A 12,431-nucleotide genomic window follows, 5' to 3' on the forward strand; every position below is an offset into this window, starting at 1 on the left:
GACAGGACCGAAGCGCCGAAATAGCCTAGCCGGGTAAATGCTCATTATGAGCATATCTTGGGAGGCCGGAATGAACGCGATGACCGGAGGGGCAGCCGCACTGCCGGAAGCGGAGCTCTATGCGCGGGTGCGCCACCACGTGCCGGCGATCGAGTGGCCGGCGCTCGCCGGCGACGTGGCGGCGATCCGGGCGCTCAAGCGCGAGCGCAACGCCGTGGTGCTGGCCCACAACTACCAGGCGCCGGAGATCTTCCACACCGTGGCGGACATCGTCGGCGACAGCCTGGCTTTGGCCCGCGAGGCGGCGCGCACCGATGCCGACGTGATCGTGCTCGCCGGCGTGCACTTCATGGCCGAGACGGCGAAAATCCTGAATCCCGGCAAGACCGTGCTGATCCCGGATCCGGCGGCCGGCTGCTCACTGGCGGATTCGATCACCGCGGCCGATGTCCGGGCCCTGCGGCGCCGCTATCCCGGTGTGCCGGTGGTGACCTACGTCAATACGTCCGCCGCCGTGAAGGCCGAATCCGATCTCTGCTGCACCTCTGGCAACGCGAAGGCCGTGGTCGAATCCCTCGGCACCGACCGGGTGCTGATGATCCCCGACGAGTACCTGGCGCAGAACGTCCAGGCCGAATTGCCCCATATCGAGATCCTGACCTGGGCCGGCCATTGCGAGGTGCACGAGCGCTTCACCGCGGCGGATATCCGCGAGGCGCGCGAGGCCTATCCGGGCGTGACCGTGCTCGCCCATCCGGAATGCCCGCCCGCCGTCGTGGCCGAGGCCGATTTCTCCGGCTCGACGGCGGCGATGCAGGATTACGTCGAGACCCGCCGGCCGGCGCAGGTGGTGCTGATCACCGAATGCGCGATGGCCGACAACCTGGCGGTCCGCAATCCGGACGTCGCGTTCGTCAAGCCGTGCAACCTCTGCCCGCATATGAAGCGGATGAGCTTGGGCAAGATCCGGCGCAGCCTGGAGACGATGACCCACGAGGTCACGGTGCCCGACGACCTGATCGCGCCGGCCCGCCGCGCGGTCGAGCGCATGCTGGCGGTGCGGCCGTGAGCCGGGATCGCGTCGTCGTGGTGGGGGCCGGCGTCGCCGGCCTCGCCACGGCCCTGCGGCTCGCGCCCCTCCCCGTCACGCTGGTCACGGCCGCGCCCCTCGGCGAGGAGACCGCGACGGCCTGGGCACAGGGCGGAATCGCGGCGGCGATCGGCCGTGACGACGATCCCGCCCTGCACGCCGCCGACACCCTCGCCGCCGGGGCGGGCCTGAGCGATCCGGAGGTGGCGCGCCGCGTCGCCGAGGCCGGGCCCGGCCTGGTGGACTGGCTCACCGGTCTCGGCCTCGCCTTCGATCGCGGGCCGGATGGTGGGCTGGCGCTCGGTCTCGAAGCGGCTCATGGCCGGCGCCGGATCGTGAAGGCCGGGGGCGACGCCACCGGCGCGGCGGTCCTGCGGGTGCTCGCCCGGGCCGCGGCGGCCGCGCCGTCGATCGCGATCGTGGTCGGGCGGGCCTCCGCCCTGATGCAGGACGCGGCAGACCGGGTGACCGGCCTCGTCGCCGACACCGCCAGCGGTCCCCTCCCCCTGCCGGCGCGCGCCGTGGTGCTGGCGACGGGCGGCCTCGGCGGGCTCTACCGGACGACCACGAATCCGGCCGGCGCGGTCGGCTCCGGCCTCGCCCTGGCGGCCCGGGCCGGCGCGGTTCTCCGCGACGTCGAGTTCGTGCAGTTCCACCCGACGGCGATCGCGACCCGGACGGAAGGCCCCCTGCCGCTCGCCACCGAGGCCCTGCGCGGCGAGGGCGCGATCCTGATCGATGCCGCGGGGGGCCGGGTGATGGCGGGCATCGCCGGGGCCGAGCTGGCGCCGCGGGACGTGGTCGCCCGGGCCATCGCGGCGCGGACCTCCCGCGGCGAGCCGGTCTTCCTCGATGCACGCCGCCTCGACGTGGCGCGGCGCTTCCCGACGGTGGCGTCCTTGTGCCGGGCGGCCGGTCTCGACCCGGCCTTGCAGCCGATCCCGGTGCGGCCGGCGGCCCATTACCACATGGGCGGGATACGGGTGGACGGGCGCGGGCGGTCCTCGCTCCCGGGCCTCTGGGCCTGCGGCGAGGTCGCCGGCACCGGGCTGCACGGGGCGAACCGCCTCGCCAGCAACTCGCTCCTCGAGGCGATGGCCTTCGCGCCCGGAATCGCGGCGGACATCCAGGCCACGGCCCCCGCCGGCATCGGGCGGGTCTCCGGACCGCTCCCCTGCTCCAGGCCGGACGCCCTGCCGGAGATCCGCACCCTGATGGAGACGGAGGTCGGGCTGGTCCGCCACGAGGCGGGGCTCGCGCGGACGGTCCGGCGCCTCGCCGCCCTGGCCCAGGCCGGATCGGCCGAGGCGGTGGCCGGCCTTCTCGTCGCCGCCGCCGCCCTCGAGCGCCGGGAGAGCCGCGGCGCCCATTGGCGGGCCGACCACCCGGAACAGCGCGTCCCGCGGCACACCGAGATCACCCTGTCCCAGGTCCTGTCCGTCGCGGACTCGGCTCCCCGACCCGCCCTTCTCCAGGACGTCCCATGACCGACGCCACCCTTGTTCCGCCCCTGCCGCGCCTGATGGTCGAGCCGATCGTCCGGTCCGCCCTCCTGGAGGATCTCGGCCGGGCCGGCGACCTCACCACCGACAGCATCGTCCCGGCCGAGGCGCGGTTCTCCGGCGCCATCGTCGCCCGCCAGTCCGGCATCGTGGCGGGCACGCTGACCGCCCTGCTCGCCTTCGAACTCCTCGACCCGGCAATCCGGGTCCGGGTGCTGCGGCCGGACGGCAGCCCGATCGCCCCGGGCGAGGCGGTGATCGCCCTCGACGGGCCGGCCCGGGCGATCCTCTCGGCCGAGCGCGTCGCCCTCAACCTGCTCTGCCGGCTCTCCGGGGTGGCGACCGCCACCGCCTCGCTGGTCGAGGCGGCCCGCCCGCACGGCAAGGCGCGCATCGTCTGCACCCGCAAGACCACGCCGGGCCTGCGCAGCCTGGAGAAGCACGCGGTGCGCGCCGGCGGCGGGGCGAACCACCGCTTCGGCCTCGACGACGCGGTGCTGATCAAGGACAACCACGTCGCGGTGGCGGGCGGCGTCGCCCCGGCGATCCGGCGGGCCCGGGCGGGTATCGGGCATCTCGTGAAGATCGAGGTCGAGGTCGACACCCTGGCGCAGCTCGACGAGGCCCTGGCGGTCGGCGCCGACGCCGTGCTCCTCGACAACATGAGCCCCGAGACCTTGAGCCGGGCGGTGGCGATGATCGACGGGCGGGCGGTGAGCGAGGCGTCCGGCCGGATCTCCCGCGAGACGGTCGGTGCCGTCGCGGCCTCCGGGGTCGACCTGATCTCGACCGGCTGGATCACCCACAGCGCCCCGATCGTCGATCTCGGCCTCGACGTGGCGTGAGAGTCTGTCCGGGAAGAATTTGTTTTTTCGGAGCGCGTTGCGGTTCGCGCCGACAGGCGTATGCTTGAGCGATGTGGACGCCTGAGAACCGCCAGCGGTACGACCGCAGCAAGCTTCGCTATCCCACTGATTTGACGGATGAGGAATGGGCGCTTGTTGCTCCCCTTCTCCCGCCGGCTCGACGCGGGGGAAACAAACGAACGGTTGATCTGCGCGAGGTGGTCAACGGCTTGATGTATGTCCTTGGAACGGGGTGCCAATGGCGCGCTATCCCAAAAGATCTACCGCCTCGCTCGACGGTGCATGGCTACTTCGATCTATGGGATTACGACGGAACTCTCCTGCGCATCCATCACACCCTCTACGTTCTCTGCCGCGAACAGGCAGGACGTGAGGCCAGCCCAACGGCAGCGATCATTGACAGCCAGAGCGTCAAGAGCGCGGAAAAAGGGGGCGCACGATCGACCCGTCCGGCTATGATGCGGGCAAGAAGATCAAAGGCAAGAAGCGCCATCTCCTCGTCGATACACAAGGTCTGCTGATGCATGCTCTGGTGCATCCGGCCGACGTGCAGGATCGTGATGGCGGCGTGTGGGTCATGGCGACGCTGTTTAGTCTCTACCCGTTCCTGCTGAAGCTGTATGCAGATGGCGGCTACCAGGGGCCGGTGTTCCGGGAGGCATTGGAACGGGTCTGCCGGTCTGTGACGGTGGAAATCGTCAAGCGGTCGGATCAGGCGGTCGGGTTCGAGGTCCTGCCCAAGCGCTGGATCGTGGAGCGGACGATTGGTTGGCTCAATCGCTGCCGGCGGCTGGCGAAGGATTGGGAGTGCCGCACCCGCAAGGCGCTGGCTTTCCTGCGCCTTGCTTCCATCCGCATCATGCTCAGAAAACTCTGCCAACAATCAGCATGATCCCGGACAGACACTGAGAAATCGCGCGAGCAATCTCTTCACTCAGATATTTCAGCAGATTCGAGGTATCCCACCCTCTCACCTCATCCTGAGGTGTTAGTCGATCTTCGATCGACTGACCTCGAAGGAGGACTCCAGGGATCGCAGCGACTCCTGGAGCCCTCCTTCGCGGCTCCTTACAGTCGCACCTCAGGATGAGGTCGTGGGTGGAAAGAGCCGCACGATCTGGAATTGTCAGCACACCTGCGAGCCGTACCAAGCGCCGCATCGGGGTGAGGCCTCCTGCGACACCCCGCGCGCTTTGCCGCAATGCGAAGAGAATCGTGCGCGGGCGGGCCCGGCTGTGCTAGGCCCCGCTCCGGGTGGTCGGGAACCGCCGGAGGTCGCGAGGGGGCGGCGGGACACAGTGACGGATCGCCGCGAAACCGACCGCATCGACGCCGAGATCGGTCGCTCGACCCCGAGCCACGACCCGTTCGCCGCCGCCGTGCGCGCGACCCGGATGCCGATGCTGATCACCGATCCCCACCGGCCCGACAACCCGATCGTCTTCGCCAACGCCGCCTTCACCAAGCTGACCGGCTATACCCGCGCCGAGGTCCTCGGGCAGAATTGCCGCTTCCTGCAAGGACCGGAGACCGACCGCGCCGACGTGGAAAAGATCCGCGACGCGGTCGAGCGCCGCGTGGCGATCGAGATCGATCTCCTCAACCACAAGAAGAACGGCGAGCGGTTCTGGAACCGGCTGCTGATCTCGCCGGTCTTCGACGAGGACGGCACCCTCACCTACTTCTTCGCCTCGCAATTCGACGTGACGCTGGAGCGCGAGCGGCTGCGCGACCTCGGCGAGGCCCTGCGCCGGCGCGAGCAGATGCTGGACGCCCTGGTGCGCTCCTCGTCCGAGGTGCGCTACCGGATCAGCGCCGACTGGAGCCGGCTGGACCATCTCTCCGGCGGCGATTTTCTGGCCGACACGACCTCGGCCAGCACCGACTGGATCGAGACCTACGTCCCGCCGGAGGACCGCCCGGCGCTCAGGGCCGAGATCGCGCGGGCCATCGGGACCAAGACCTCCTTCAGCCTCGAACACCGGGTCTATCTCGTCGACGGGGCGACCGGCTGGGCCTCGTCCCGGGCGGTGCCGGTGCTCGACGCGCAGGGCCGGATCACCGAATGGTACGGCGCCGCCACCGACATCACCGAGCGCAAAGAGGCCGAGGCCGCCTCCCGCGACCTCACCCTGTCGCTCGGCCGGCAGGTGGCCGACCGCACGGCGGAATTGCGCCTCTACGGCGACATCGTCCAGTCGAGCGCCGACCCGATCTGCGCCTTCGACACCGAGTACCGGCTGATCGCCTTCAACCAGGCCCATAGCGACGAATTCTACCGGATCTTCGGCCACCGGGTGCGGATCGGCGAGGTGTTCCCCGATCTCTTCCCGCCCGACCAGGCCCCGGTGATGCGCGGCTTCATGGCCCGGGCGCTCGCCGGCGAATGCTACACGGTCACGGAGGAATTCGGCGATCCGGACCTGGCGAAGCCGGCCTTCGAGGTCTCCTACGCGCCTTTGCGCGACGGCGAGGGCCGGGTGATCGGCGCGTTCCACTTCGCCAAGGACATCTCCGACCGGCTGCGGGCCGAGGCCGAACTCGCGGCGACGCAGGAGGCCCTGCGCCAGTCGCAGAAGATGGAGGCGGTGGGCCAGCTCACCGGGGGCCTCGCCCACGACTTCAACAACCTGCTCGCCGGCATCTCGGGCTCGCTGGAGCTGATGCAGACGCGGCTCGCGCAGGGGCGCTTCACCGACGTGGAGCGCTACATGGCGGCCGCGCAGGGCGCCGCCAAGCGCGCCGCGGCGCTGACGCACCGGCTCCTCGCCTTCTCGCGCCGCCAGACCCTCGACCCGCGTCCCACCGATGTCGGCCGGCTGGCGCGGGGGATGCAGGAGTTGATCCAGCGGACGGTGGGGCCCGGCATCGCCCTCGAGGTGGCCGAGGCGCCCGACGCCTGGCCGGCCCTGGTCGATCCGTCCCAGCTCGAGAACGCGCTCCTCAACCTCTGCATCAACGCCCGCGACGCGATGCCCGACGGCGGGCGCATCACCGTCGAGACCGCCAACCGGACGATCGACGCCCCCACCGCCCGCCGGCACGACATGCCGCAAGGCGAATACGTGCGCCTGCGCGTGACCGATACCGGGACCGGCATGAGCCCGGAGGTGATCGCCCGGGTGTTCGAGCCGTTCTACACCACCAAGCCGATCGGCGAGGGCACGGGCTTGGGCCTGTCGATGATCTACGGCTTCGCGCAGCAATCCGGCGGGCAGGTGCGCATCGCCTCGCGGATCGGCGAGGGCACCGCCGTCAGCCTCTACCTGCCGCGACACGCCGGCGCGGTGCCGGGCGAGGACGAGACCGGGACGACCGCGCCGCTGCCGCGCTCCGCGGGCGGCGAGACCGTGCTGGTGGTCGACGACGAGCCGACCGTGCGGATGCTCGTCACCGACATCCTGGAAGACCTCGGCTACACGGCGATCGAGGCCGGCGACAGCGCGGCGGGCCTGCGCGTGCTGCGCTCCGACGTGCGGATCGATCTCCTCGTCACCGATATCGGCCTTCCCGGCGGGATGAACGGCCGCCAGATGGCCGAGGCGGCCCGGGAGACCCGGCCGGACCTCAAGGTGCTGCTCATCACCGGCTACGCCGAGACCGCCATCCTCGGCAGCGGGACCTTGAGCCCCGGCATGGCGGTGCTGACCAAACCCTTCTCCATCGAGACGATGGCCGCCCGGATCCGCTCGATCATCGAGGCCGGGCGGGAGCGGGAGCGGCTTCGCTAGACGAGTGCATCATCCCCTTTTCACGACCTCAACCTGATGTGCGACCTCCGATCGCCGACACCTCAGGATGAAATGAGTGGGCAGGATATTTCGTGCTCACTCTCAGTTTTCAGCAGATGAATCTGGTCAAACAGGCCCTCAGAAATCGGCGTGCAGGCGGGTGCCGAAGAAGTTGGCCGGGCCGCGGTCGCGGTTATAGGCGGGATTCACGACCAGCTGGTAGTTGAACGACACCGTGACCGCCTTGGTGAGGCTCATGGCATAGTAGGTCTCGAAGGCGCGCTCGGTGCCGTAGTTGAGCCGCCCGTCGCCGATGAGCAGGCCGAGGCCTCCATTGGCGAAGAAGGCCCGGTGCGACGGCGACAGGCCGTTGATCGCTCCGCCGATGCCGACCGTGTCGCTCGGCCGTTCCCAGGCGGTGCCCTTGAGCGAGAGCCCCCCCGAGATCGAGCGATCGACATCGGTGAAGGAGAGGCTTTCGTTGCGCCCGTCCGAGAGGCTCGCCCGGGCGAACAGGCCGAGATCCGGCGTCAGGGCCTGCTCCAGGTTGATGTAGGCGCCGGTCTTGCGCCGGGGCCGGCGGGTCGCGGCGGCTGCGTCGTTGATGTCGTCGTAGATCCCGGACCGCGTCAGGTCGACGACCTGGCGGTAATTGGCGGTGTTGCCGACATTGCTGAACAGGCCGATGCGCAGCTTGCCCGGCTGGTCGAGGCCGGGCAGGACGTGGCGCTCCTCGAACTCGATGTTGGTGCCGGCGCGCTGGAAGACCCGCGGGTCGAGCACGTCGTTCGACGGCTCCTTCGGCACCTGGGTGTAGGCGGCCCGGATGGCGAAGTCCGGCCGGTTGTACTCGACCATCAGCCCTTGCGTGAAGCCGGGGAGGTTCGCCGGGAAGTCCCAGGCCGAGGAGCCCCAGATCGACCAGTTCATGAAGTCGACCCGCGGGTCGTGGGCGTAGACGTTGCCGTCGAAGAAGTCGCCGAGCGCGAACTTGCCGGCCACGACCGAGATCCGCTCGACGTCGCGGGTCATCGCCACCTGGTTGACGCCGTCCGGCACGTCCTCGGTGGCGCCGCCCAGCCCGAAGGTCTGGCGGATGAAGTAGCGGTTCGAGCGCAGCTTCGGGAACGGCGCGCCGGCCTTCTGGGCCTCGCCGTTGACGAAGCCGGCGACGCCGAGCGTGCGCGACAGGCCGAAGCCCTGCGAGAATTCCGGGTTGTAGTAGAGTTCGGTGCTGTCGGTCAGCTTCACGCCGAGGAACAGGGTCGCGGTCGTGGTGGACTGGACCTGGTTCGGCACCAGGCTGTTCTCGCCGCGATAGGGCGCGCGGAAGCCCGGCACGCCTTGGCTGACGAAGGTGGTCTGGCCGTGGAACGAGTAGCGGCCGGTGTCGCGGCTGGCCGGGGCGTCCTCGGCCACTTCCGCCGGCAGCTTGAGGCCGTAGGGATACCAGGAGAGCCGCGCCATCATCTGGTGCGACGAGAACGCGGCCTGGGTCGAGACCGGCCCGAGGCCCGGCACGGTGCCGAGATCGAACCGGCCGGAGCGGCCGAGATCGATGTAGCGGTAGTCGAGGCCGAGCGCGAGGTTCGGGGTAATGGCGTATTGCACGCCGGCCCCGAGGGTGAAGCCGAGGAAGGACAGGTCCTTGCGCGCCGTCGCCATCGTCCCGGCGGCATCCGGGTAGGTCGCGAGCACCCGCGCATCGGCGCCCGCGAGCCCGAAGGTGGCGTAGACGAGGTAGCTCTCGAACGAATAGCCGAGGCGGGCGCGCACGGCCCCGTAGAGATCGGTCTTGCCCCGGATCACGCTGAAGGCCGGATCGACGTCCTCGTAGCCGAAGCCCAGCGCGGTCGAGGGGACCGGACGCTTGAGGTTGGCGCCGTAGAGGTCGGCCTCGATTCCGTAGAGGTAGGGGCCGGTCTGCCAGTTGTAGCCGCCGAACAGGCCGCCGACCGCCGTCGTGGCGGTGCGGCCGGTATCCGAGCGCCTCGTCGAATCGCCGCTCTGGAAGGCCGGGATCGTCCGGCCGCCGACGGTGCTCGGCCCGAAGCGGTAATTGCCGAACGAGGCTCCGGCACTGCCCTCGATCCCCAGATAGGGGCCGGACCAGTCGACGAAGGCCGGCCCGTCGGCGGGGGCAGGCGCAAGAGCGGGGGCGGGCGGTCGCAGGTCGGCCGCCGCCGCCATGCCGGCGCAGAGCCCCAACGCCACCCCGAATCCCGCTCCGCCCACGCACCGCATCGCCGCTTCCCCGTCCTGGTCCGGCAGCCAGGTATAGCCATTGCTATATTCCTGGCAACCGGCCACGCTTGCCCGGGACAGGGGTCTACGGTTTCCGTGACGGTAATGTCACGGCGTGAAGGCCTGCAACCGGATTCTCAGCCGTGCAGCAGCCCGCGGGCGGCGAGGTTGCGCATCAGCGCCGCCGCGCCGAGGGTCCAGGGCTCGCAATCCTGGCAATGGCGCATGCGGTTGACCAGCGCCCCCAGCGCCGGGCTGCGGATCACCACCCGGTCGCCGACCTTGTGGGTGAAGCCCTGGCCCGGTGCGCCCCGGTCCTCGACCGGCGCGAACATCGTGCCGAGGAACAGGACCGCGCCGTCCGGATACTGGTGGGTCCCGCCCATCATCGCCTCGACGAGGTCGGCCGGGTCGCGGCTGATCTCGGACAGGGCCGAGGTGCCCGCGAGCTTGAAGCCGTCGTCGCCCGTCACCTCCAGGCTCACCACCGTGCGGCGGACATGGTCGAGGGAGAAGCCGTCGTCGAACAGGCGCAGGAACGGGCCCAGCGCGCAGGAGGCGGCGTTGTCCTTGGCCTTGCCCAAGAGCAGGGCCGAGCGGCCTTCGAAGTCGCGCAGGTTGACGTCGTTGCCGAGCGTCGCCCCGACGATGCGCTGGTCGGAGGCCACCACCAGGGCGACCTCGGGCTCCGGGTTGTTCCATTGCGAGCCCGGATGCAGCCCCGCCTCCTGGCCGCAGCCGACGGAGGAGAGCGGCTGGGCCTTGGTGAAGATCTCGGCGTCGGGGCCGATGCCGACCTCGAGATACTGGCTCCAGGCGCCTTGCGCCACCAGCACGGCCTTCAGCGCCATCGCCTCGGGGGAGCCGGGCTTGAGCCGGCGCAGGTCGTCGCCGACGAGCCGCCCGACCTCCTGGCGGATCGCCGCCGCGGCGTCCGGGTTGCCGCGGGCCCGCTCCTCGATCACCCGCTCCAGCATCGAGACCGCGAAGGTCACGCCGGCGGCCTTGACCGCCTGGAGGTCGATGGGAGCAAGCAGCCAGGGCTTCGACGGGTCGCGGGTGTCGGGGGGCGTGTTGGCCAGAACCGCGTCGAGGCCCCCGACCGTCTCGCCCGCGGCTCCCCGCAGGGCGCCCGCCGGATCGGGCGTCTCGCACAGGTCGCGGATGGTCGGGAAGGCCCGGGTGATGTCGACGAGGTCCGGTGCGCCGCCGGCGCCCGGCCGCACCGCCACGACGCTCGGCCCGTTCAGCTCCGGCCGCCAGATCCGGCCGGCCAGCGCTCCGGCGCAGCCATCCTCCGGCAGGATGGCGCGGGCGTCGTAGGCGTCGAGAATCGGTTGCATCGGTGGGTCTCCTCCCGGCCGGCGCCCGTTCGGCGGGTGCGCGGTACGAGGAGAGACCTAAGCCCATCGGTTGCGGCGGGGAAGCGCGGACGCCGTCAGATCGTCTGGTTGTAGGTGCCGACCTGCGGGTTCTCGCGCAGCACGCCGTCCACCGCCCGGAACATCTCCTCCAGCCGCGCCCGCGAGACCGGACTCTCGACCACCACGACCAGCTCCGGCTTGTTCGAGGAGGCCCGTACCAGGCCCCAGGTGCCGTCCGCGGTGGAGACCCGCACCCCGTTCACCGTGACGAGACCGGTGATCGCCGCACCGCCGAGCGTCTCACCGCGCTCGTGCATCTCCCGGAAGCGCGCCGTCACCCGCTCGACCACGCCGTACTTCTCCTCGTCGGCGCAATGCGGCGACATCGTCGGCGAGCCGAAGGTGGTGGGGAGCGCAGCGTAGAGCTGCGACAGGCTCCTGTCCGGGTTGCGGTCGAGCATCTCGATCACGGCGATCGCCGTGAGGAGCCCGTCGTCGTAGCCGCGGCCCACCGGCGCGTTGAAGAAGAAGTGGCCCGATTTCTCGAACCCGGCCAGCGCGTTCAGCTCGTTGACCCGGCGCTTGATGTAGGAATGGCCCGTCTTCCAATAGTCGGTCTCGACGCCGCGCGCCTTCAGCTCCGGATCGGAAGCGAAGAGGCCCGTCGACTTCACGTCGACGACGAAGCGGGCATCGGGATATTGAAGCGAGAGGTCGCGGGCGAGCATCACCCCGACCTTGTCGGCGAAGATCTCGTGGCCCTTCTCGTCGACCACGCCGCAGCGGTCGCCGTCGCCGTCGAAGCCGAGACCCACATCGGCGCCGGTGGCCTTCACGGTGTCGGCGATGGCGTGCAGCATCGCCATGTCCTCGGGGTTCGGGTTGTAGCGCGGGAAGGTGGCGTCGGCTTCCACATCCAGCGGCACCACCTCGCAGCCGAGGCGCTCCAGCAGCCCGGGCGCGAAGGCGCCCGCCGTGCCGTTGCCGCAGGCGGCCACGACCTTGAGCTTGCGGGTCAGCGGGCGCGCCCGGGACATCAGGTCGTCGAGATAGGTCTTCGAAAAATCGGGTACGAAGCGATAGCCGCCACCGTCGCGGTACCGGAACTCGCCCGAGAGCACGATCTCCTTGAGGCGGCCCATCTCGGCCGGGCCGAAGGTCATCGGGCGCTCGGCGCCCATCTTCACGCCGGTCCAGCCGTTGTCGTTGTGCGAGGCGGTGACCATCGCCACGCAGGGGCAATCGAGGGCGAACTGGCCGAAATAGGCCATCGGCGAGAGGCAGAGGCCGATATCCTGCACCCGCAGGCCCGCGGCCTGCATGCCGGCGATGAGTGCCAGCTTGATCGATGCCGAGTAGGCGCGGAAATCGTGGCCGGTGACGATGTCGGGGCGCACGCCGAGCTCGTGGACGAGCGTGCCGAGGCCGAGGCCCAGCGCCTGGACCCCTATCAGGTTGAGATCCTTCGGGAACAGCCAGCGGGCGTCGTATTCGCGAAACCCCGTGGGCGCGACGAGCGGCAGGCTCTCGAACGCGAAGGTGTTCGGCGTGAGCGCGGCGTGGGGCTTCGGGAACATGAGCGGCCTGTCGTTTGGCGAGCGGACGAAGTCGGAGGCTCGGGAAGACTAGCCCGG

At 70.3% G+C, this 12,431-nt stretch carries 8 protein-coding genes and 1 pseudogene; 6 read left to right on the forward strand and 3 right to left on the reverse strand.

Annotated elements, in window-relative coordinates; genetic code table 11:
• The first annotated feature begins 70 nt into the window (after window positions 1–70).
• From nadA to AC3AOF_RS26480, 6 genes and pseudogenes are all read left to right on the forward strand, one after another.
• Complete coding sequence (nadA, locus tag AC3AOF_RS26455; RefSeq protein WP_488346948.1) at window positions 71–1,069, forward strand: quinolinate synthase NadA; 999 nt, start codon at window positions 71–73, stop codon at window positions 1,067–1,069.
• On the forward strand, window positions 1,066–2,577 hold the full coding sequence (locus tag AC3AOF_RS26460) for an L-aspartate oxidase (protein ID WP_488346949.1): 1,512 nt from the start codon (window positions 1,066–1,068) through the stop codon (window positions 2,575–2,577). The genes nadA and AC3AOF_RS26460 overlap by 4 nt, the downstream gene beginning before the upstream one ends.
• Window positions 2,574–3,437, forward strand: coding sequence for a carboxylating nicotinate-nucleotide diphosphorylase (gene nadC, locus AC3AOF_RS26465; protein WP_488346950.1), 864 nt, complete (start codon window positions 2,574–2,576; stop codon window positions 3,435–3,437). The genes AC3AOF_RS26460 and nadC overlap by 4 nt, the downstream gene beginning before the upstream one ends.
• Before the next feature lie 71 nt (window positions 3,438–3,508).
• Window positions 3,509–4,350, forward strand: a protein-coding gene (locus AC3AOF_RS26470; RefSeq protein WP_442919232.1) for an IS5 family transposase whose coding sequence is annotated in 2 segments (ribosomal slippage) — window positions 3,509–3,899 and window positions 3,899–4,350 — 843 coding nt in all. Because the reading frame shifts where the segments join, the coding sequence is not laid out codon by codon here.
• A gap of 508 nt (window positions 4,351–4,858) precedes the next feature.
• A pseudogene (locus AC3AOF_RS26475) lies at window positions 4,859–5,107 on the forward strand (PAS domain-containing protein); the annotation flags it as partial.
• A 114-nt stretch (window positions 5,108–5,221) separates the two neighbouring features.
• Window positions 5,222–7,189 carry a hybrid sensor histidine kinase/response regulator gene (locus AC3AOF_RS26480; protein WP_488349060.1) on the forward strand — a complete coding sequence of 656 codons (1,968 nt, stop codon included), beginning with the start codon at window positions 5,222–5,224 and terminating at the stop codon, window positions 7,187–7,189.
• Between the two features lie 138 nt (window positions 7,190–7,327).
• Here the strand turns inward: AC3AOF_RS26480 and AC3AOF_RS26485 are convergent, their stop codons facing one another.
• The 3 genes from AC3AOF_RS26485 to AC3AOF_RS26495 all read right to left on the reverse strand — a co-directional run bounded on the left by AC3AOF_RS26485 (window position 7,328) and on the right by AC3AOF_RS26495 (window position 12,374).
• The gene (locus AC3AOF_RS26485; protein ID WP_442919219.1) at window positions 7,328–9,433 is read right to left on the reverse strand and encodes a carbohydrate porin; all 2,106 of its coding nucleotides are present in this window, start codon (window positions 9,431–9,433) and stop codon (window positions 7,328–7,330) included.
• Between the two features lie 137 nt (window positions 9,434–9,570).
• The gene (locus AC3AOF_RS26490; RefSeq protein ID WP_488346951.1) at window positions 9,571–10,776 is read right to left on the reverse strand and encodes a fumarylacetoacetate hydrolase family protein; all 1,206 of its coding nucleotides are present in this window, start codon (window positions 10,774–10,776) and stop codon (window positions 9,571–9,573) included.
• A gap of 95 nt (window positions 10,777–10,871) precedes the next feature.
• On the reverse strand, window positions 10,872–12,374 hold the full coding sequence (locus AC3AOF_RS26495) for a phosphomannomutase/phosphoglucomutase (protein ID WP_488346952.1): 1,503 nt from the start codon (window positions 12,372–12,374) through the stop codon (window positions 10,872–10,874).
• Window positions 12,375–12,431 lie beyond the last annotated feature (57 nt).

This window comes from Methylobacterium sp. 142-1Y (genome assembly GCF_057747795.1).

Bases quoted from the DNA above. Each gene is read 5' to 3' on its own strand.
- AC3AOF_RS26495 (WP_488346952.1), bottom strand. From the start codon at position 12,374: ATGTTCCCGAAGCCCCACGCCGCGCTCACGCCGAACACCTTCGCGTTC.
- AC3AOF_RS26490 (WP_488346951.1), bottom strand. From the start codon at position 10,776: ATGCAACCGATTCTCGACGCCTACGACGCCCGCGCCATCCTGCCGGAG.
- AC3AOF_RS26480 (WP_488349060.1), top strand. From the start codon at position 5,222: ATGCTGGACGCCCTGGTGCGCTCCTCGTCCGAGGTGCGCTACCGGATC.
- AC3AOF_RS26485 (WP_442919219.1), bottom strand. From the start codon at position 9,433: ATGCGGTGCGTGGGCGGAGCGGGATTCGGGGTGGCGTTGGGGCTCTGC.
- nadC (WP_488346950.1), top strand. From the start codon at position 2,574: ATGACCGACGCCACCCTTGTTCCGCCCCTGCCGCGCCTGATGGTCGAG.
- nadA (WP_488346948.1), top strand. From the start codon at position 71: ATGAACGCGATGACCGGAGGGGCAGCCGCACTGCCGGAAGCGGAGCTC.